General features: G+C 72.5%; 20 protein-coding genes. 7 read left to right on the top strand and 13 right to left on the bottom strand.

Annotated features, from left to right (window positions below; translation table 11 throughout):
- The first annotated feature begins 72 nt into the window (after positions 1-72).
- Positions 73-2,223: a hypothetical protein gene (locus AB0H21_RS28580; RefSeq protein ID WP_358522454.1), complete on the top strand. Its 2,151-nt coding sequence runs from the start codon at positions 73-75 to the stop codon at positions 2,221-2,223.
- 251 nt (positions 2,224-2,474) lie between these two features.
- Here the strand turns inward: AB0H21_RS28580 and AB0H21_RS28575 are convergent, their stop codons facing one another.
- From AB0H21_RS28575 to AB0H21_RS28565, 3 genes are all read right to left on the bottom strand, one after another.
- A complete protein-coding gene (locus AB0H21_RS28575; protein ID WP_358522453.1) occupies positions 2,475-3,032 on the bottom strand; it encodes an HIT domain-containing protein in 558 nt (185 codons plus the stop codon).
- A gap of 229 nt (positions 3,033-3,261) precedes the next feature.
- A complete protein-coding gene (gene thrS / locus AB0H21_RS28570; protein WP_358522450.1) occupies positions 3,262-5,229 on the bottom strand; it encodes a threonine--tRNA ligase in 1,968 nt (655 codons plus the stop codon).
- Positions 5,230-5,380: 151 nt separating this feature from the next.
- The gene (locus AB0H21_RS28565) at positions 5,381-6,004 is read right to left on the bottom strand and encodes a glycoside hydrolase family 25 protein (RefSeq protein WP_358522447.1); all 624 of its coding nucleotides are present in this window, start codon (positions 6,002-6,004) and stop codon (positions 5,381-5,383) included.
- A gap of 139 nt (positions 6,005-6,143) precedes the next feature.
- Between AB0H21_RS28565 and AB0H21_RS28560 the strand changes: the two genes are divergently transcribed.
- The 5 genes from AB0H21_RS28560 (at position 6,144) to AB0H21_RS28540 (ending at position 11,203) form a co-directional block, all read left to right on the top strand.
- Positions 6,144-7,775: a bis-aminopropyl spermidine synthase family protein gene (locus AB0H21_RS28560; RefSeq protein ID WP_358522444.1), complete on the top strand. Its 1,632-nt coding sequence runs from the start codon at positions 6,144-6,146 to the stop codon at positions 7,773-7,775.
- Between the two features lie 28 nt (positions 7,776-7,803).
- Positions 7,804-8,070, top strand: coding sequence for a DUF1876 domain-containing protein (locus AB0H21_RS28555; protein ID WP_358522441.1), 267 nt, complete (start codon positions 7,804-7,806; stop codon positions 8,068-8,070).
- A 138-nt stretch (positions 8,071-8,208) separates the two neighbouring features.
- Positions 8,209-8,631: an Hsp20/alpha crystallin family protein gene (locus AB0H21_RS28550; protein WP_358522438.1), complete on the top strand. Its 423-nt coding sequence runs from the start codon at positions 8,209-8,211 to the stop codon at positions 8,629-8,631.
- A 78-nt stretch (positions 8,632-8,709) separates the two neighbouring features.
- Complete coding sequence (locus AB0H21_RS28545; protein ID WP_358522436.1) at positions 8,710-9,360, top strand: response regulator transcription factor; 651 nt, start codon at positions 8,710-8,712, stop codon at positions 9,358-9,360.
- A gap of 133 nt (positions 9,361-9,493) precedes the next feature.
- The gene (locus AB0H21_RS28540) at positions 9,494-11,203 is read left to right on the top strand and encodes a GAF domain-containing sensor histidine kinase (RefSeq protein ID WP_358522434.1); all 1,710 of its coding nucleotides are present in this window, start codon (positions 9,494-9,496) and stop codon (positions 11,201-11,203) included.
- Between the two features lie 65 nt (positions 11,204-11,268).
- Here the strand turns inward: AB0H21_RS28540 and AB0H21_RS28535 are convergent, their stop codons facing one another.
- From AB0H21_RS28535 to AB0H21_RS28515, 5 genes are all read right to left on the bottom strand, one after another.
- Complete coding sequence (locus tag AB0H21_RS28535) at positions 11,269-12,135, bottom strand: universal stress protein (protein WP_358522431.1); 867 nt, start codon at positions 12,133-12,135, stop codon at positions 11,269-11,271.
- 28 nt (positions 12,136-12,163) lie between these two features.
- Positions 12,164-12,826, bottom strand: coding sequence for a CBS domain-containing protein (locus AB0H21_RS28530; RefSeq protein WP_358522612.1), 663 nt, complete (start codon positions 12,824-12,826; stop codon positions 12,164-12,166).
- 178 nt (positions 12,827-13,004) lie between these two features.
- Positions 13,005-14,180 carry a zinc-dependent alcohol dehydrogenase gene (locus tag AB0H21_RS28525; protein WP_358522429.1) on the bottom strand — a complete coding sequence of 392 codons (1,176 nt, stop codon included), beginning with the start codon at positions 14,178-14,180 and terminating at the stop codon, positions 13,005-13,007.
- The gene (locus AB0H21_RS28520; protein ID WP_358522427.1) at positions 14,177-14,647 is read right to left on the bottom strand and encodes a hypothetical protein; all 471 of its coding nucleotides are present in this window, start codon (positions 14,645-14,647) and stop codon (positions 14,177-14,179) included. Before AB0H21_RS28520 ends, AB0H21_RS28525 begins: the two co-directional genes overlap by 4 nt.
- A gap of 994 nt (positions 14,648-15,641) precedes the next feature.
- Complete coding sequence (locus AB0H21_RS28515; protein WP_358522425.1) at positions 15,642-15,974, bottom strand: Lsr2 family protein; 333 nt, start codon at positions 15,972-15,974, stop codon at positions 15,642-15,644.
- Between the two features lie 453 nt (positions 15,975-16,427).
- On the opposite strand from AB0H21_RS28515, the gene AB0H21_RS28510 reads away from it, so the two are divergent.
- Positions 16,428-17,291 (top strand): NAD(+)/NADH kinase, encoded by an 864-nt coding sequence (locus AB0H21_RS28510; protein WP_358522422.1) that lies wholly within the window; start codon positions 16,428-16,430, stop codon positions 17,289-17,291.
- Between the two features lie 42 nt (positions 17,292-17,333).
- On the opposite strand, the gene AB0H21_RS28505 is transcribed toward AB0H21_RS28510, so the two are convergent.
- From AB0H21_RS28505 to AB0H21_RS28485, 5 genes are all read right to left on the bottom strand, one after another.
- On the bottom strand, positions 17,334-18,308 hold the full coding sequence (locus AB0H21_RS28505; RefSeq protein ID WP_358522420.1) for an alpha/beta hydrolase: 975 nt from the start codon (positions 18,306-18,308) through the stop codon (positions 17,334-17,336).
- A gap of 230 nt (positions 18,309-18,538) precedes the next feature.
- Complete coding sequence (locus tag AB0H21_RS28500; protein WP_358522417.1) at positions 18,539-19,168, bottom strand: DUF3618 domain-containing protein; 630 nt, start codon at positions 19,166-19,168, stop codon at positions 18,539-18,541.
- On the bottom strand, positions 19,165-19,590 hold the full coding sequence (locus AB0H21_RS28495; protein ID WP_358522415.1) for a phage holin family protein: 426 nt from the start codon (positions 19,588-19,590) through the stop codon (positions 19,165-19,167). Before AB0H21_RS28495 ends, AB0H21_RS28500 begins: the two co-directional genes overlap by 4 nt.
- A gap of 147 nt (positions 19,591-19,737) precedes the next feature.
- The gene (locus AB0H21_RS28490; protein WP_358522412.1) at positions 19,738-19,914 is read right to left on the bottom strand and encodes a hypothetical protein; all 177 of its coding nucleotides are present in this window, start codon (positions 19,912-19,914) and stop codon (positions 19,738-19,740) included.
- A 102-nt stretch (positions 19,915-20,016) separates the two neighbouring features.
- Entirely contained in the window at positions 20,017-20,526 is a 510-nt protein-coding gene (locus tag AB0H21_RS28485; protein ID WP_358522409.1) for an SPW repeat protein, read from the bottom strand.
- Positions 20,527-20,564 lie beyond the last annotated feature (38 nt).

Below are 20,564 nucleotides of genomic sequence, written 5' to 3'. Positions count from 1 at the left end.
TCCTGGACCGGGCGGCCGGCTTTCCCGTACGGTTCCAAAGGTTCGCCGGAAGACGATCATGGGAGGTCATCGGTGAGGCGGGCGTTCGGCGCGTTGGCCGTGATCATATTGGGGCTGCTCATGGCCCCCGCCGCCGCGCGAGCGGACTCCCCGTCACGGGCGGGCCCCCTTGCGCGGGCGGGCTCTCCGGCGCGGGTGGCCCTGATCGGCGTGCCAGGCCTTCACTGGCACGACGTGAACGCCACCGACACCCCGAACCTCTGGCGACTGGCGGGCGGCAGCGCGCTCGGGTCGCTGTCGGTCCGCACCGTCGGCCGGATCACCTGCCCGTACGACGGCTGGCTGACCGTCTCGGCCGGGGTACGCTCGGCGGTCGGCTCGCGGTGCGGGTTCCCGCCCCCCCTCGAGCAGCGAGACGCGGGCGCGGTCATCCCCGACTTCAACTGGCTCTGGACCGTCCGCGACGTCGAGACCGCCGGCACGCTGGGCGAGGCCGTCCACGCGGCGGGGCAGTGCACCTCGGCGGTCGGCCCCGGAGCGGTGCTGGCGCTGGCCGACCGCTCCGGCCGGGTCGACCGCTACGCGCCCACGCCCGACAAGGTCACCGACTGGTCGGCCTGCCGCGTGCTCGCCGTGGACGTCGACGATCTGATCCGTCCCTACATCGCGGCCGACCGGCTCGCCGACGTCCCCGAGAAGCTCTCGCCCGCCCAGCGCAAGGCCGCGCTGAAGGCGGCGGACGCCAAGGCGGGCGCGGTGCTCGCCCTACTCCCGCCGGACACCTCCGTGGCCGTCGCGGGCCTGGCCGACCACGGGTCCGAGCCGCATCTGCGCGTCACGATGTGGCGGGCGCCGGGCGCGCAGGGCCGTCTCCTCGGGGCCGCCTCCACCCACCGCGACGACATGGTCATCCTCCCGGACGTCACGGCGACGCTGCTCACCACCGCCGGCGTGCCCGTCCCCCCTGCCGTCATCGGCGTCCCCTGGGCGCCGAGCCGCGCGGTCTCCCTCGAGGACGGCACGGCGACGCTGCGGCGGGCCGACGTCGCGGGCCAGACGATCCGCTCGGTCGGCGGCCTGTTCTTCACCACGCTCGCCGTGCTGCAGGTGACGTTCTACGCCGTGGCCTTCCTGCTGCTGCGCCGGCGCCGCGGGCTGGAGTCGGTGCGCGTCGCCGCCCTGGCGCTCGCCTCGGTCCCCGTCTCGACCTATCTGATCAACCTCACACCATGGGACGCCGCCGCCGTTCCCGCGCTGGCGCTGGTCGCCGGCGTCCTGGCCTGCGCGGGCACACTCACCGTGCTGTCGCTCGCCTTCCCGGCCCTGTGGTCGCGCCTGCGGGGCCGGCCGCGAGGCGCCAGCGTGCTCGGCCCGTCCTCGGTGGTGGCGGCCGTCACGGCCGCGGTGCTCCTCGGCGACCTGCTGACGGGCACGACGCTGCAGTTCGACAGCGTCATGGGGTACACCGGCGTCGTCGGCGCCCGCTACTCCGGGCTCGGCAACATCCCCTTCGCCCTGCTCGCCACCTCGGTGCTCCTTCTGGCCACGGCGGTCGCCGACAGACTCGTCCGGGCGGGCCGTCGCCCGGTGGCCGTCGCGCTCGTGGCGGCGCTCGGCGGCTTCGCCATGATCCTCGACGGCTGGCCGGGGATCGGCAGCGACTTCGGCGGGGTCATCGCGTTCGTGCCGGGCATCGCGGTGACCGCGCTGCTGGTGGCCGGCAAGCGGGTCTCGATCGTCAAACTGGGGGCCTTCTGCGTGGCGGGCGGGGTGCTGGTGATGGCCATCGCCTACCTGGACCACCTGCGGCCGCCCGGGTCGCAGACCCACCTCGGGCGGTTCGCCGGTCAGGTGATCGACGGCACCTTCCTTCCGGTGATCATGAGGAAGCTGTCGGCCATGCTGAGCACGCTGCTCTCGCCGAACCTGATGCCGATCGTCCTCGCGGCGTTCGCCTTCCTGGTCTTCGCGCTGCTGCGCCCGGGGGCCGCCAGTGCCGGGGTGCTGCCCGTGGCGTTCGAACGCGCTCCTATGCTGCGCGCGGGCCTGATCGGCACCCTGGTCAGCGGCGTGGTCGGCACGCTGGTCAACGACTCCGGCGCCGCCGTCCTCTCCATGGCCCTGGCCCTGGCCGTCCCGCTGGTCCTGTCCGCGGGCATCGCCGCCCTCGCCCCTGCTCCCCCGGCCAAAACCACCCCCGTCCTCCGCCCCCTCCCCACCTGACCGGCACTCACCGGCGTACGCCGGCCACCAGAGCTGACCGGCAGGTCCGGCGTCCTCGACCACGCGCCGGCGGGTGGGCCACCGCGTGCCGGTTCCCGGCGAGCGCACACCCGGCCCGCAGGTCCCAAACCGCCCAGTGGGCCCGCCTGCCCCAAAGCGCGCGCCAAACCATGCGCCCAGGCGGTTTCCAGGTCGTGCCCAGGCCGGGTGCCCGGGCCGTGAGCCGTTCGTGAGGTGCTTGGAGGAAGGGGTCAGGCAGCGGGCCAGGCGTCGGCGAGCAGTTCCCGGGTGCCCTGGAGGAGCTGCGGGAGGACCTTGGTGTGGCCCACCACCGGCATGAAGTTCGTGTCGCCGCCCCAGCGGGGGACGACGTGCTGGTGCAGGTGGCCCGCGATGCCGGCCCCGGCGACGTGTCCGAGGTTCATGCCGACGTTGAAGCCCTGGGCACCGCTCGCCTTGCGCAGCGCGAGCATCGCGCGCTTGGTGAAGTCGGCCAGCTCGGCGGTCTCGGCGTCGTCAAGGTCCACGTAGTCGGCGACGTGGCGGTACGGGCAGACCATCATGTGGCCGGAGTTGTACGGGTAAAGATTGAGCACGGCGAACACGCTGGAGCCACGGGCCACGACCAGCCCCTCCTGATCGCTCATCTTCGGGATCTCGCAGAACGGGCAGCCGTCGCCCGGGCCCGTGCCGGTCGGCTTGTTCTCCCCTTTGATGTAGGCCATCCGGTGCGGGGTCCAGAGACGCTGGAAGTTGTCGGGCTCTCCGGCACCGGACTGCTCAATGGGCTCCTGCATGCCTTGCAGCATAGGACGACCCCCCGCGGTCCCGCCCGCCGGGATCGTGCGCAGGCCCACCCAGAACCCCGTCCGTGCCTATGGCCGAGCCTTCGACCGGGCGGTTCGGGGCGCTGCTGAGGCGGTGTTCTTCCGTCGTCACTCGGAAGGGGCTCGTTCCTCGCCCCTTCCTCCCTCCTCCAGAACACCGCCGCACCCCGAACAGTGCCTATGGCCGCGCCTCCGGCACGGCGGTTCGGAGTCAGACCTGGAGGCGGTTCTCCACGGCGGCCGTGATCTCGGTGATGGCCTCTTCCAGGGGGACGCCGTTCTTCTGGTCGCCGTTGCGGTAGCGGAAGGAGACGGCGCCGGCGGCGACGTCGTCGTCACCGGCGAGGAGCATGTACGGCACCTTGGCCTTCTGGGCGTTGCGGATCTTCTTCTGCATGCGGTCGGCCGAGGAGTCGACCTCCACGCGGATGCCCCGCTCGCGCAGCCGCTTGGCGACGTCGTTGAGGTAGGGGACGTGGGCGTCGGAGATCGGGATGCCGATCGCCTGCACGGGCGCGAGCCAGGGAGGGAACGCGCCGGCGTAGTGCTCGACGAGGACGCCGAAGAACCGCTCGATCGACCCGAACAGGGCGCGGTGGATCATGACGGGCCGCTGCCGCGACCCGTCGGCGCCCTGGAACTCCAGCTCGAAGCGCTCGGGCAGGTTGAGGTCCACCTGGATGGTGGACATCTGCCAGGTGCGGCCGATGGCGTCCTTGGCCTGCACGGAGATCTTGGGGCCGTAGAAGGCCGCGCCCTCGGGGTCGAGGACCAGCTCAAGGTTCTCGGCCTGGGCCGCCATGCGCAGCGCCTCGGTGGCTTCCTCCCAGACCGCGTCGCTGCCGATGGACTTCTCGGGGTCGCGGGTGGACAGCTCCAGGTAGAAGTCGTCGAGGCCGTAGTCGCGCAGGAGCCCGAGGACGAACCGCAGGAGGCTCTTCAGCTCGTCCTGCATCTGCTCGCGGGTGCAGTAGATGTGCGCGTCGTCCTGCGTCATGCCGCGCACGCGGGTGAGGCCGTGCACCACGCCGGACTTCTCGTAGCGGTAGACACTGCCGAACTCGAACAGCCGCAGCGGCAGCTCGCGGTAGGACCGCCCGCGCGAGCGGAAGATCAGGTTGTGCATCGGGCAGTTCATGGGCTTGAGGTAGTAGCGCGCACCCTCGAGCTCCATGGGCGGGAACATGCCGTCGGCGTACCAGTCGAGGTGGCCGGATACCTGGTACAGGTTCTCCTTGGTGATGTGCGGCGTGTTCACGAAGGAGTACCCGGCTTCCTCGTGCCTGCGCCGGGAGTAGTCCTCCATGATGCGGCGGACCACGCCGCCCTTGGGGTGGAAGACCGCGAGCCCCGAGCCCAGCTCGGTCGGGAAGGAGAACAGGTCGAGCTCGGCGCCCAGCTTGCGGTGGTCGCGCTTCTCGGCTTCCTCCAGCAGGTGGAGGTAGTCGTCCTGCTTCTCGCGCGACTCCCAGGCGGTGCCGTAGATGCGCTGGAGCTGGGGGTTCTTCTCGCTGCCCCGCCAGTAGGCGCCGCCGGAGCGCATCAGCTTGAACGCGGGGATGACGCGGGTGGACGGGAGGTGCGGCCCCCGGCACAGGTCCTTCCAGCAGAGCTCGCCGGACTTGGGGTCGAGGTTGTCGTAGATCGTGAGCTGGTCGCCGCCGACCTCGACGCTCTCTTCGTCGGCCGCGCCGCCCTTGAGGCCGATCAGCTCGAGCTTGTACGGCTCGGCGGCGAGCTCCTCGCGGGCGGCCTCGTCGGAGACGGCGCGCCGGGCGAAGGTCTGCCCCTGCTTGACGATCTCGCGCATGCGCTTCTCGATGCGCTTCAGATCGTCGGGCGTGAAGGGGTGCTCGACGTCGAAGTCGTAGTAGAAGCCGTTCTCGACGGGCGGGCCGATGCCGAGCCGGGCGTCGGGGAAGATCTCCTGTACGGCCTGCGCCATGACGTGGGCGGTGGAGTGGCGCAGGATGGCGCGGCCCTCATCGCTCTCGATCGTGACGGGCTCGACGACGTCGCCGTCGGCGACCTCGGCGGCCAGGTCGCGGGGCTGCCCATTGATCTTGGCGGCGATGACGGTGCGGCCGTCGGCCTCCAGCACCTCGCCCGCCGTCGTGCCGCCCGCGACCACACGCTCGGCTCCGGCGAGGGTGACGCGTATTTCTGGGGCGGCAGACACGATGACTCCAAGGAATTCGCAAGGTGTGGATTCTGCGTTGTCGTGCCGATGCTACCGGGAACGGCCGTCGATTTTCGCCGCCGCCCGCGCCTCACGGCCCCGCGGCCCACGCCTCCGCCACAGCGCGGTCCACTCCTCGCCACGGCGCCGGCTAGGCCTTGCGGCGGACGTCGTCGGGCTGGAAGCCGAGGGCGGTGAGCTGGGCGCGGTCGCCCCGGAAGACGTTGCGGTCGATGCGGCCGTGGGAGTACTGGTGGATGGTCCACCGGTTCCAGGGCGGCGGCACGGCCGGGCGTCCCTTGGGGTGGCTGGGCGCCGCGATCCACAGCGGGTAGTCCTCCAGCCCGTGGCAGTAGCCCTTCCTGGCGAAGGACAGGAAGGTGTAGATGATCGGCCGCACGCCGGTGACCAAGGTCATCACGCGGCACCAGCGCCGGGCGAACGCGGCGACCTCCTGCGGCGGCAGGTGCCCGGAGCGTTCCAGGTCCAGGGCGATCAGGTCGCCCCGGCGCAGGCCGCCCGCCGCGTCGATCACGTCCAGGAAATGGCGGACCTGGTCGTCCGGGTCGCCCTTCGGGTGCCCGAAGTGGTAGGCCCCGCAGACCATCCAGTTCTCGCGCATCGCCGCCCAGTTGCGGGCGAACCACTTGTCGGTGAAGCCGGTGCCCTCGGTGGCCTTGGCGAAGCCGAAGTCGACGCCGTCGATCGCGTGGTCCGCCCAGTCGACGGACCCCTGCCAGTTGGACACGTCTATGCCGTGCAGCATCTGCAGCATCAGGGCCACACTCCCCCCGTCGGTCGCCCCGGGGGATTTTAGCCACAGGATCGCCCCGGCCCCGGGTGGGACACGCCCGCCGTCCGGGAGCGTCCGCGACGCGAACGGGGCCGCCGGTGGCCGCCGATAGGGTTGGCGCATGGAGCCGGACGGAGTGAGCAGGCTGCTGGCCGAGGCGGGGGTGGACGCGCGCCGGCTGCGCGCGGCGCTGGCCCTGCTGTCCGACGGCACGTGGTGGACGCCGGCCGATCTGATCCGTGAGACGGCGACCTCCCGGCGGGCGATCGAGGCCCTGCTGCGGGAGGCCGGGGCGCAGCGATCCGGTGACCGGTTCCGGCTGACGCCAGGGCAGGCGCGCGCGTACGGCGAGCCGCCAGGCGACGCCCCCGCCGACCCCGTGGCCCATCTGCTCCCCCGGCACGCCGGCGTGGTGGAGCGCATGGCGGAGCTGGTCGCGGGCGGTCCGCGCGGCCGCCACGTCCTGGACCACGTGTCGGCGACGCCGGAGACGGTCGTGCGCAGGGCGCTGCTGCTGGGCGCGCGATTCTGGCTGCCGGGCTCACGGCTGCTGTGCGTGGGCGATCACGACCTGACGTCGCTGGCGGTGGCGATGATCCACCCGGGCGTGCAGGTGACGGTGGTGGACGTGGACGACCGCATCCTCGCCTACATCGACGACCGCGCGGCGGCCCTCGGGCTGGACGTGCGGACCCGCTGGGCCGACCTGCGCCTGGGCCTGCCGCCGTCGGCCCGTGAGCGGGCCGATCTGGCGATCACCGACCCTCCGTACACGCCCGAGGGCGTCGGGCTGTTCGTGGCGCGGGCCGTCGAGGGGCTGCGCGATCCGGAGCACGGGCGGGTGCTGCTGGCGTACGGGGCGAGCGAGCGGACGCCCATGCTCGCGCTGAAGGTGCAGCGGTCCCTCTTCGATCTCAACCTCGCCCTTGAGGCGATATATCCGGACTTCAATAGGTACGACGGCGCGGAGGCCATCGGCTCCGCCGCCGACCTGTACGTCCTGCGGCCCACCACCAAGACCCGCCCGGCCGTCGCCGCCCGGGTGGAGCGCTACGGCACCGCCATCTATACCCAGGGCCCGCAGGCGGTCGAGGCGCACCCGTCCGCGGCCCCGGATCCCGCGTCCCTGCCGTCCTCGGGGCCGTCCCTTGGCCTCTCGGGCGAGGAGTTCGAGGTGCTGGTGGGCGACTGGCCCAAGGACGTGGCGCCCCGCGCGCCGAGGGCCCGCCTGTCCACCTGGCTCGCCAAGCCGTACGCCTCGTCCCCGGCGCGGGTGGCCATCGCCGTGCCCCCGGGCCTCGGCGCCGCGCTCCCCCGCCTGCTGCTCGCCACGCGCGCCCGCCACGTCCGCGCCCTGGCCGAGGGCCCGACGCCCGGCCTCGACGCGCTGTCCGTCCTGTACGCGATCACCGCCGAGGGCGGGGTCGTCGACGCGGTACGGCTGCCGCCCCCGGCCGGCCCGGAGGACCGGCTGCTGCGCGCCCTGCTGGACAACGCGCACGGCCGCCTCGCCAACGTCTGGCGGGAGGGGCTGATCCGCGCCCACGGCCACCTCACCAAGAAGGGGGCGCGCGCGATCGTCGACGAGGTCGCGCCCTGGGCCGGTGACGTCACCGTCCTCGAGCTGCCCGGACACCGCCTGCGTGCGCTTCCGGAAGCCGTCGCCCGGTCGCTGCGCCTGGCCGCCGCGACCCCCGCGGACGACGACACCCGGGGCGGCGTCGAGGCCGCGCGACCCCTGAGAGATGGTTGAGGGAGGAAGACCGCAGGGAGGTGGCGTCATGCGCCACAAGCAGTGGACGGTGGAGATACACATCCTCGAGGACGACAACGACGACCTCACCAGGGCCCGGGCCGTCCTCATCACCCGCACGGGCACGCGGCACGAGAGCGTCGGGTACGCGCGGCGCAACCCGGCCGACCGGCCCGTGCCGGAGATCGGCGACGAGCTGGCCGCCGGCCGCGCGCTGGCCGACCTCGCCGACAAGCTGACCGGCGACGCGGCCGAGGACGTCGCCCAGCTGGCCGGGCAGAGCAGGCAGGGCTGAGCGGGCGGGCTCGCCTACGGGCGGGGCGCCGGTGGGGCCGAAGGGCCCGGGCGTTCGGGACCTCCGGCCCCTCCACCGGGAGCCCCCGCCCGGCGTCAGATGGAGGTGAGCGACCCGACGATCCAGGGAGGTTCGACAATGTCTGTGCCGACGCGCCGCGAGCCGCGAGGGCTGGTACCCGACCTGCTGGACTGGCTGGAGGCGCCGTTCTCCGGCGGCAGGTCGTACACCGGCGGGCGGATGGTCCGGTTCGAGGACACCATGAAGGACGGCCACTACATCGTCCGCGCCGAGCTGCCGGGGATCGACCCGGAGAGCGACGTCGAGGTGACCGTGGAAAACGGCGTGCTCACCGTGCACGGCGAGCGCAAGGAGGAGCGGTCGGAGCCGCACCGCACCGAGTTCGTGTACGGCGAGTTCAGCCGGTCCATCTCGCTGCCGCCGAACGCCGACGAGCACAACGTCAAGGCCGTGTACCACGACGGCATCCTGGAGGTGGACATCCCCCTCACGGAGGAGCAGCCGAAGGCCCAGCGGGTGCCGGTCGAGAAGCAGTCGTAGCGAGGCGCCGTGCGACACGCCCGCGGCCGGGACCTTCGGCCCTGGCCGGGACGGGTCGCGCGCGGTTAGCGTCCATCTATGATCCGCGTGTTCCTGGTCGACGACCACGAGGTCGTCCGGCGCGGCGTGGCGGCCCTGCTGACGGCCGAGGATGACATCGAGATCGCCGGTGAGGCGGGGACGGCCGAGCAGGCCGTGGCCCGCATCCCCGCGCTCAGGCCGGACGTCGCCGTGCTGGACGTGAGACTGCCCGACGGCAGCGGGGTCGAGGTCTGCCGGGAGGTCCGCTCGCGGACGCCGGGGCTCGCGTGCCTGATGCTGACCTCGTTCGCCGACGAGGAGGCGCTGTTCGACGCGATCATGGCGGGCGCGGCGGGGTACGTGCTCAAGCAGATCCACGGGTCCGACCTGGTCGGCGCGGTGCGGACGGTGGCTGCGGGCCAGTCGCTGCTGGACCCGCAGAGCACCGCGTCCATGCTCCGCCACCTGCGCGACCAGGCCGCCGCGCGCGACCCGCTGGCCGCGCTGACCGGGCAGGAGCGGCACATCCTGGAGCTGATCGGCGAGGGCCTGACCAACCGGCAGATCGGCGAGCGGCTGTTCCTGGCGGAGAAGACGGTCAAGAACTACGTGTCGAACCTGCTGGCCAAGCTGGACATGCAGCGCCGCACGCAGGCGGCGGCCCTGGCCGCCCGCCTCAGGTCCGGCCGCCGCGACGAGCCCGGATGAACCCGGAGGCCGGGGCCGCCAGAACCGCCGGGGAAGCACGGCGGCGGTCAAGCGCGCCCTGATCTTTGCGCAAATGTCCCATATGAGGCTTTCATCCGGATTCGAGTGAGGCGTGTCGTGGGACACTCCTTGTATGGCGGACGTCCAGCCGCGTTCGTTGATGCCGCACATGCGGCTCGACGAACTGCTGTCGGAGCTCCAGGTCCGGCTCGACGCGGTGCTCGCGACCCGCGACCGGGTGCACGCCCTGCTCGACGCGGTCGTCGCGGTCGGCAGCAACCTGGATCTCGAGACGGTGCTGCGCCGCATCGTGGAGACCGCCACCACTCTCGTCGACGCGACCTACGGCGCCCTCGGCCTCATCGGCGAGGGCGACACGCTGATCCAGTTCGTCCCCGTGGGCCTGTCCGAGGACGAGATCGCCGGCATCGAGCACTGGCCGCACGGCCTCGGCCTGCTCGGACTCCTCATCAAGGAGCCCCACCCGCTGCGGCTGCACCACATCGCCGACCACCCCGAGTCCTACGGGTTCCCGCCCGGTCACCCGCCGATGGGCTCGTTCCTCGGCGTGCCGATCCGCGTCCGCGGCGAGGTCTTCGGCATCCTCTACCTCACCGAGAAGCGCGGCGGGGGCGCGTTCGAGGAGGAGGACGAGGCGATCGTGATCGCCCTGGCCACCGCGGCCGGGGTCGCGATCGAAAACGCCCGCATGTACGAGGAGACCCGCGGGCGCGAGGCCTGGCTGCAGGCGTCCTCCGAGGTCACCACCAGCCTGCTGTCGGGGGCCGACTCGCGCGACGTGCTCACGCTGGTGGCCCGCCGGGCGCGCGAGATGGCCGGCGCCGACGTCGCGGTCGTGCTGCTCCCGGCCGCCGGGGGCGAGAAGCTGCGCGTCACGATCGCCGACGGGGTGGCCGTCGAGGACGTGGCCGCCGTCGAGGTGGTCGTCGCCGACTCGCTGTCCGGCCGCGCCTTCACCGGCGGGGAGCCGGTGGTGGTGACCGACCTGGCCGATTGGGAGATCCCCGCGGTGATCTCCGGCGAGCTGCGCGTCGGCCCGGCCGTGGCCGTGCCGCTCGGCGCCGCCGGAGCCGTCCGCGGCGTGCTCTCCCTGGGCAAACGGTCGGGCCGCATCCCGTTCAGCCGCTCGGACGTGCGCATGCTGCACTCCTTCGCCGGGCAGGCGTCCATCGCGCTGGAGCTCGCCGAGGCCCGCCAGGACGCCGAGCGGCTCGGCCTGCTGGAGGACCGCGACCGCATCGCCAAGGACCTGCACGACGTCGTCATCCAGCGCCTGTTCGCCGTCGCCATGACACTGATGAGCGCGGTGCGGCTGGTGGAACGGCCCGAGGCGGCCTCGCGGATCCAGCACGCCATCGACGAGCTGGACGGCACGATCCGCCAGATCCGCTCGACGATCTTCGCGCTGCAGACCCCTCCCGAGGAGCCCGCCACGACGCTGCGCGCCCGCGTCGTGGAGCTGGTGGAGGGGGCGCGCGGCCACCTCGGCTTCACGCCCGGCCTGCGCATGGAGGGCCTGATCGACACCGCGGTCTCCGCGGAACAGGCCGAGCACCTGCTGGCGGTGCTGCGCGAGGCGCTGTCCAACGTGGTCAGGCACGCCGGCGCCTCCCGCGCCGGGGTGACTCTGGAGGTCGGGGGCGGGCGGCTCACGCTCCTCGTCGAGGACGACGGGGTCGGCCTGCCGCCGGAGGGCCGCCGCAGCGGCCTGCGCAACCTCGCCGACCGCGCCGCCCGGCTCGGCGGCACCTTCGAAGCCGTCCGCACCGGAGCGTCCGGCACCCGCGTGACCTGGCGGATCCCCCTCGATCCTCAGCCGTGACGGCACCTCGGGCGTGCCGGCGTCCTCAGGCGTACGTCCTCAGGCGGTGTCCTCAGGGGGTGTCCTCAGGCGTGACGGCGCGGGCGGACGATCGCGACCGGGCAGCGGGCGTGGCGCAGGACGCCCTGGCCGACCGACCCCGCGAACGCCGAGCCGGGCGGACCCGCGGGCGGGGACCCGACGACGACCAGGTCGGCGTCCCGGGAGGCGTCCACGAGCGCCGGGACGGGATGCCCGCGGACGGCCGTGCCGGTCATCCGCACGTCGGGGTAGCGCTCCTGCCACGGTGCCAGGCGCCGGCGGACCCGCGCGGACTCCTCGGCGAGCGCCTCGTGCACCCCGCCCGCGAAGAGGGTCGCGTACGGCGTGAACGGCGGGGTGTACCAGGCATACACGACGTGCGCGTGCGCCCCGCGCGCCCGCGCCTGTGCGAGGGCGAAGTCCAGGGCGGCCTCGGACTCCTCCGTCCCGTCGAAGCCGGCGACGACCGCGCCGTGCCGGGCGGGCCCGGAGCGGCGCACGACGATCACCGGCCCCTCGGCGCGCCCCGCCACCGACCGTCCCGTCGAGCCCAGCACCATCCCGGGCAGGCCGCCGAGCCCCTTGCTGCCCAGGATCAGCTCGTCGGCGCCCTCGGACTCGGTGGCGAGCCTCTCGGCGGCCGCGCCGAAGACCAGCGCGGCGCTCACGTCGATCCCGGGGGTGTGGCCGTGCACCCGGTCGACGGCGGCGGCGAGCGCGCCCTGCCAGAAATCCGTGAGGGAGTCCGGGTCGCGGGCGCCCGCCCGGGGCGGCAACTGGTAGGACCAGGGCTCGCGCACGTGGACGATCCTCAGCCGGGCCCCCACGCGCCGGGCCTCGTCGGCCGCCCAGTCCAGGGCCGCCGCCGCCGACGGCGAGCCGTCTATGCCGACGACGATCGTTCCGGACATGGCACACCTCCGGCGCGTCGCGAGCCGGTCACATGAACAGAGGAGGCACGGTGACGAGGTCGTCGGTCTCGTAGGACAGCCGGTCGTCGACCTCGATCACGCCGTCGACCGCCCGCACGCCGTCGACCGCCGCCGCGATCTGCGAGCGCCTCGGGACGGCTCCGCGCAGCGACACCAGTCCGGGCTCGACCCGGATCGACACCGCGCGCGCGTCGACTCCCGCCCGGGCCAGCGCGTCCTCGACGTCGGCGCGCACCTCCTCGGGCGGGCGGGCGAAGATCTTGAGCAGGTCGGACTGGTGCACCGTGCCGACGATCTTCCCGTCGTCCTCGCCGACCACGGGGAGCTGCCGGACGTGGTGGTCGTGCATGATCCGGGCGGCCTCCCTGACCGTCGTCCGCGCGGTGACGGTGATCGGAGGCGTGGTCATGAGCTGGCCCGCCGTGCCGCCGGCGGCCTTGGCCCGCTCCGCGCGGCGCGCGCGGCCCTCGAACACCCGGCGGTGGCCGGGCTCCTCGATCTCCTTGAGCAGCAGGTCGTGGGCCGAGACCATCCCCACCGGCCGGCGGTCCGCGTCGATCACCGCGACGGCGCCCACCTTGAAGCGGCGCATGGTCGCGACGAGATCGGCGAACGACGTCTCCGGCCGGACGGCGATCGCCACCCTGCCCATGACGTCCTCGACGCGCATGACCGTCACCGCCTCCCCGGCTCGCCCCTGTTTCGAGCATCTCGCCGGGGACGTGGGCGCCGTCAGCGCCGAAGGTCCCTGGCCGCGGGGACCTTCGGCTCGGCCGCAGGAGGCGTGCTCAGCGCAGGACGGCTCGGCCGGGCCCCGCCGGACACGACACGCGCCCGGCGGCCGCCCTCTACGCCCAGGGACGGAAGACCGCCCGCACGCAGCCGTCCTTCTTGTTCCTGAACAGGTCGTAGCCCTTCGGCGCCTCGTCCAGCGTCATCGTGTGCGTGGCGAGGTGGGCCGTGCGCAGCTCCCCCTTGTCGATCAGGTCGAGCAGCCTCGGGATGTAGCGCTGCCCGTGCTGCTGCGCGCCTCGGACGGTGAGCCCCTTGTTCATGATCGCGCCGAGCGGGAACCTGTCGACGAGCCCGGCGAAGACGCCGAGGATGAACACCGACCCGCCCTTGCGGCAGGCGTAGACGGCCTCCCGCACCGCGAACGGACGGTCGAGCTCCAGGCCGAGCCGCTGCCTGGCCATGTCGTACATCGTCCGCGGCCCCCCGGTCTCGGCCTCCAGGCCGACGGCCTCGATGCAGACGTCCGGGCCGCGCCCGCCGGTGCGTTCCTTGAGTTCGGCGATGACGTCGGTGCGGGTGTAGTCGATGGTCTCGGCCCCGACGTGGCGTTCGGCCATCGCCAGGCGCTCGGGGTACCGGTCGATGGCGATCACGCGGTCCGCACCGAGCAGGATCGCGGCCCGCGCCGCCATCTGGCCGACCCCGCCGCACCCCCACACCGCCACCACGTCGCCGGGACGCACCCCGCCGAGATCGGCGCCCATCCACCCGGTGGGGGCGGCGTCCGAGGCGAACAGGGCGTTCATGTCGTCCACGCCGTCTGGCACCGAGAACGCGCCGTAGTCCACGAACGGGACGCGGACGTACTCGGCGTGGCTGCCCCGGTACCCGCCGAGGGCGTGGGAGTAGCCGAAGACGCCGGCGGGGTCGCTGCCCCACATCATCTCGGTGAGGGCGGGCTCGACGTTGCTGTTCTCGCACAGCGACCACATGTCGTGCTCGCAGTGCCAGCACCGTCCGCAGCCGATGACCGAGCACACGACCACGCGGTCGCCCACCTTGTGGCGGCGGACATCCGAGCCGACCTCGACGATCTGGCCGATGAACTCGTGGCCGATCACGTCGCCGGCGCGCATGGACGGGATGTAGCCGCCCAGTAGGTGCAGGTCGGATCCGCAGGTGGTGGTCAGCAGGACTTTGACGATCGCGTCCTGGGCGTTGAGGATGCGCGGGTCGGGGACGCGCTCGACGGAGAGCTCGTTCACGCCCTGCCAGCACAGCGCCTTCACAGCCGCCCCTCCCCACCGGCGCGCTGCGCGGCGAGATCCACGATCCGGCCGGTGGGCGTGAGGCGCTCGGGCCACTCGTCAGGGCGCAGCACCTCCCCCGTCTCGATCAGGCACTTCGCCTGGCGCAGGGCTCGGCGCACGGCCTGGCGCGGGTCCTCGCCCTCCAGGCGGGCCAGGACCTCGCCGACCCCGGCGGGCACCGGCCTCAGCGGTCTGGCACCGAGTTCGGTCCCGCGGCCGCCCGGCGCCTCGCGCACCTGCACCTCGATGGTGTCGCCGAGCCGCGCCAAGGGCTCGGGCAGGATGCCGTCCTGCACGACCTCGTCCGGGCCACGATTGATCGTCACCATCATCCACCGGCCCGCCTCGCGGACGGCCCGGGCCTTGGTGCGGCGCGAGGTGAGCCATCGGGTGACGCCCACTCCGATACCGCCGACGGCCATCGCCCCCAAAACAGCACGATTCATGCCCCTCCCCCCCTTGATGGGACAACTGCTCGGATCGCTACCCACCCCGATCCGTCGCTACGTCACCCCAGAGGCACTTGAGGAGGAGTTGACGACCGCTTGACCGGGAGCGGCCATCTCCTATCGCTTATAGGAGTGAGAAAGGTACGACATACCGCCATACACCGCGTGCACAAGGTCACAAACGGGTCGCGCGGGATTCGCGGTGGAGGAGAGCCGGAACAGCCCAAAACGCTCCCTCAGGGCATTGTCTTATCGTTCTCACACCTAACGTCCAGGATTGGCGCGGACACCCCGCCCCGGCGAATGACCGGCGCCGGTCACGCGAGCCGGCCCCTGAGGGCATGATTGTTACGGTCCAGCGAAATGAACCGGACAATCGGCGCCTCGGACGGCCATTAGATTGCGGATCCGGCGGCCGGGAGACCCTTCGGCCGAACTCGGCCACCGCCGCACCGGCCATGGCGAGTACGCACGAGGCGGGCGCCCGATACTGGCGTACTTCCGCCCGCCCGTCAAGTACCGCTACGTCTCCATGATTTCTGGGCGGAGCTCCCCGCATACGCCGCGCCCGGTGCACGGAACTCTCGTGAACATGTGATCGCCGGCGCGGCGGGCGTTATGCGAGGGAAACGGCGAGCCGCGGCGATGCGCGACGCCCGCTCATGTTTTCCGGGAACTACACGGAGATCGGCGGCCGGCGTGGTAACACACCGGCCTGGTAAGGAAAAGTGCTCATCACGACAATTCGGTGAAGTCAGCACTACATGGCGGAAGATCGGCCCGGGGCGCCCGCCCCCGGAGCATCGCGACTCCGCAGGCCAGAGGGGTGGTCGGGCCGGCGGAGAGCGAGAGCCGCGCTCGGCCGCCTCGTTGCCTCGGCGGCCATCGCCCGGTGTGAGCACTGCCGCGCAAAGACGGTCCGCGAGACATGTACCCGGTGGAGGATCACATGCTCGCCGGATGGCTAATGACGGTGTGCGGGGTTAATCATTCACTGTGCCGCTTCGTACTGGGCCACGATGTGCGAGGCGATCCGGCCCCGCTCGCTGACGTTCAGCCCATGCGCCTTGGCCCAAGCCCGGATCTCGGAGCTTTTGTCGCGAGAGGGGCGCTGGGCGGCGCCGCGCTTGCGGCCCCGGGCGGGCGCGCCCTCGGCCCGGCGGGCGCTGGAGACGAAAGGCGTAAGGGCCTCGCGGAGATTCCTGGCGTTTTTGTCGTTCAGGTCGATCTCGTAGCTGGTGCCGTCAATCGCGAAGGACACGGTCTCTTTTGCTTCGCCGCCTTCCAGGTCGTCGATGAGTAGCGTCTGGATCTGTGTGGCCATCTCCCACTCCTTTCACAGGGCTTAGTTTGACACCTCAAGAATATACCCGGTTTCCCCCGCATCCCACTCAGAGAACAGGACGATGCATTGGCCGACCCTTGACGTAACTTAGCCGTTTCAGACCCCGGCCCCATTATCAGAGCGCCTACCAGCGCATGACCGGGCCGCCGGCCGCCTCCGGCCCCCGAAAATTCGTGCCCGGACGACGCCCGCGGGCGCGCCGGGGCATCCCCGACTACACGGATTGGGCCCACATGAGCGTTCTGGCGTTAAGAGCCATGGGCCGCAAAGGGTGTTCGCCCCTCAGAAAGTGACCGCTTCCGGACAGCGCCCGGGCCCGGACCGCCCATCTGTGGTGTCTGCTCGCGAAAGCCCATGCGCGCCCTCCATCGTAAGCGAGCGACCCCTCCGTCAGCGGCCCCTGCCACGCACCGGTCCCCGTACAGTGGCCTCATGGGCATGGTCAAGACCGTCGGGCTGGTGCTCCACCCTCAGCGCGACTCCAAAGAGGCCATCGACACCATCGTCGAGTGGGCGCGCGCCAGGGACGTCACGGTGCTCGGCCTGCCGGACGAGGTCGGCCGCATCGACTGCAGCGCGCGGGCCGTCGACGCCCACACGCTCGTCGACCGCGCCGACCTGCTGGTGAGCCTGGGTGGCGACGGCACGATGCTGCGCACCATGCGCCTGCTGACCGGGCACTCCACCCCCGTGCTCGGCGTCAACCTCGGCAGGCTGGGCTTTCTCGCCGAGATCGACGTCGAGGACCTGCCCCCGGCGTTGTCGGCGATCGACAACCACGAGTTCACCGTCGAGCCGCGCATGGCCGTACGTGCGACCCTGCCCGGCGGCATTGCGGTCACGGCGTTCAACGACATCGCCCTGGTGCGCATCCCCGGCGACCGCCTGGCGGCCGTGTCCATCTCGGTCGAGGGCCACCCGTTCGTCCGCTACGCCTCCGACGCGGTGATCGTGGCGACGTCCACCGGGTCGACCGCCTACAACTTCTCGGCCGGGGGGCCGATCGTGTCCCCGCTGGTCGAGGGCTTCCTGGTCGTGCCGTCGGCGGCCCACTCCACGTTCAACCGGGCGCTCGTGCTCTCTGCCGACGAGCACGTCGTGCTGGACCTGCTGCCGACGAGCGGTGAGCTCGCGGTCGAGGTCGACGGCGCCGTGCAGGGGCGCCTCACGGCGGGCGACCGCGTGACCGTCGGCGCCGTGCGCGCCGCCGGTCACGTCGTGCGGCTCGGCACGACCACGTTCTACGAGCGCGCGCGGCGCAAGCTGCGGGTCAGCGGCAGCGCCGAGGTCGAGTGAGCGGCGGCCGGCTCAGACCCCGCCGCCTCAGACCAGACCGCCTCAGACCAGACCGGCCAGCGCCCGGCGCAGCGCGGCCACCCGTCCCTCGACCGCGCGCACGCTGACCCCGGCGTCGGGCAGTATGGCGTCGAAGCCGTGGAAGGCGCCGGGGAAGATGTGGAACTCGGTCGAGACGCCCGCCCGCAGCAGCCTCTGCGCGTAGTCGGCGCACTCGTCGCGGAAGACCTCCAGCTCGCCGACGTCGATGTAGCTCGGCGGCAGCCCCGACAGGTCGGCGGCGCGGGCGGGCGCGGCGTACGCCGGCACGGCGGCGGTCCCGACGGCCTCGCCCAGCAGCGCCGTCCACCCGAAGATGTTCTCCCCGCGGCTCCACATGACGGCCTCCTCGAACTCCCGGCTGGAGGGGGTGTCGTTGCGGTCGTCGAGCATGGGCGAGAGCAGGAACTGGAAGGACACCGCCGGCCCTCCCCGGTCGCGGGCGAGCAGCACGGTGCCCGCCGCCAGGCCGCCCCCGGCGCTGGAACCTCCGACGGCGACGCGGTCGGGGTCGACGCCGAGCTCGCCCGCGTTCTTCGCCGTCCACACCAGGCCGGCGTAGCAGTCCTCGACGGGCGCCGGATGCGGGTGCTCGGGGGCCAGCCGGTACTCGACCGACACCACCACGCAGCCGACGTCGCGGACGTAGCGCGCCAGGATGGCGTCGTCCATCTCGACCAGGCCGAGCACCATGCCGCCGCCGTGCATCCAGTACAGGACGGGCAGCGGCCCACCGCGCCCGGCGGGGCGGTGGACGCGCACCCGCAGGTCGGGGTCGCCGTCCGGTCCCGGGATCATGCGGTCCTCGGTCTCGACGCCCGGCACGGCGGCGGGCGGCATGGCGGTGAAGGCCTCGCGCATCCGGCCGCGCACGCCCGGCAGGTCCGCCGGCGACATCCGGGCGAGGTCGACCGGCGGCAGGAACGCGCGTTCCAGGCCCTCGGCGAGTTCGGGGTCGATGTTGGGGTGAAGCGGCATGTCATTCACCTCATAGAAACGTGGGAACAAGCGTGGGAACAGGGTGGAACGGCGGCGCGGCCCCGGGACGCCGTCACCGTGACGTGCGGTACATCCGGACCTTGCCCGTCAGGGAGCGCCGCCAACGGCGACATGCCGTCGATGACCTGCCGTTTCCCTCTTCTTCAGCTTCCCGGGCGGTTCCATGACGCGGCGCCGGGGGTTCCGCACCCCCGGCGCCGCCGCCGAGCTCACCGATGGCGGCGTCTCATACGGGCGCGCGGGCGCCGCGCCGTCCAGTTCGCCCAGGCCGCGCCGATCATGGTGGCCGCGCCGAGGGCGATCAGCACGGCGGGACGACGCCTTGCCTCGTCGGAGACGCGGCAGGCCGCGCTCCGCACCGGTCCGGACATGACCGTGCCGGCCCGGTCCGCGGTGGCGCCGCGGACCCGTCCCGCCATACCGGACGCCTTCTCCTTCGTCACGGCCATCGTCCGCCGCGCCCGCGCCCTGACGTCCACCTTCTGCGCGAGGGCCTCGACGGTGAGGCCGAGTTCCTCCCGGGTGCGGTAGATCTCGTCCCGCAGCCGGTCCTCCTCCGACCAGTAGACCTGCGGATGGTGGACGGGCTCGTGCTCGACGTACTCGGGCGGCGCCTCCCGGCGGGGCCCGAGCGACGACTGCGACAGCCCGGCGAGGGGGTCGCCCCGGCCGTGGCTGACCACGGGCTTGACGTACGGCTTCGGCGGCACGTGCACCTGCGGGACGTTCAGCGACTGCCCCATGGAGGCGATGTTGGCCGTGCCGGGTTCCTGCCGGTGCAGGCCGACCTCTCCGGCCGTGGGACGGAACGGGGTCCCGATCGGGTCTCTCTCTGTCATCGGTGCGTACTCTCCTTCAGGACGTCGACGTCGGCCTTCAGGCTTCTGATGGCCTCCTCGGGGAGGGGCGGCGTGGCCCTGCTCATCTGCTGCTTGCCGACCAGCGCCATCACGCCGGTCACGATCAGCAGCGCGACCCCGACGATGAGGGCGGCGAGCCATCCGGGGAGCACGAGCGCGAGCGCCAGGATCGCCGTGGCGACCAGCGCGCCGCCGCCGTACAGCGCCATCACCCCGGCGCCGCCGAACAGCCCGGCGCCGAGGCCGGCGCGCCTGCCCTTACGGCTCAGCTCCAGCGACGCCAGCCTGATCTCGTCGCGCACGAGCCGGGACACGTCCTCGGACAGGTGCTTGATCAGCTCGGCGGTCGACAGTGAGGCGTACGGGTTGGTGACGGGCCGGGCTTCCTTCAGGTCGGTCATGGCGTTTTCCCTTTCTGTGCTCGGCGGGGTACGGCGCGATAGCGCGATGAGCGCCCGCTCCACGCCGCCGCGGGTGGCCGGCCGTCCGTAGCCGGCGTCGGCGCCGAGCTCGGTGAGCGCCTCTCGATCGTGCGGCCCCGGCGCTGATCACGCGGGGGCCGGCGCGTCCGTCAGGGCGGGCGGGATCACCGGCGCCCTGATACGGACGGCCCGGCGGTCGAGCACCGGGCGCCCGCCGGGCCGCTCATGGCTGAAGCCGCGGCCCCGGCGCCTGCGCCGGATCCCCGGCTCGGCGGGGCCGCTCTCGCGCGGTTCGGCGGTCACGAGGACCCCATACCCGTGAGCCGGGCGGCAAACGGGCCGCTCACGCGCGGGCCCCGTGCCACGGGTGTGGCGGACGCGCCGCCACACCCGGATCGCGCCGGCTCACACCTGGTGGGTCCTGCCGCCGGGCATTCCCCCGGTCCTTCCGCCGGGCATTCCCCCGGTCATGCCGCCGGGCATGTGCGCACCGGTGCCGGGCATCTTGCGGTTCCCCACGGCCATGGCGCCGAGTCCCAGGAGCAGGATGACGGCTCCGGTGACGACGTTGTTCCAGATGGATCCGGTCGTCGCCGACCGCATGACCCACGGGGTGATGATCGTCCAGATGCCCAGGATGGGCAGCATCCAGGTCAGCCCGTACGTACGACCGTACGCGGACGCGAACCCCAGGGCGAGGGCGGCCACCACCAGCCCGGTGATCAGGTTGTTCACCGAGAGCCGGGGCAGGCTCGTGTTGAAGCCCACCACCCATGGCGATATCGCGAGATAGAGCCCCGCGAGCAGGGTCAGCCCTTCGATCACCTGCGCGACCGCGCTCGACCCCGCCCTTTCGTACTTGGCTCGCATCGCGACGATATCGGGATGCGCCTCCAGGCCGGTCGGTCTAGTCATGACCTCACCGCCTTCCGACTTCCTTCGCGGAACGGATC

The organism is Sphaerisporangium sp. NPDC051011, assembly GCF_040653595.1.
Taxonomy (GTDB): Bacteria; Actinomycetota; Actinomycetes; order Streptosporangiales; family Streptosporangiaceae; genus Sphaerisporangium.
This window is presented reverse-complemented; position numbering and strand designations above follow the sequence as displayed.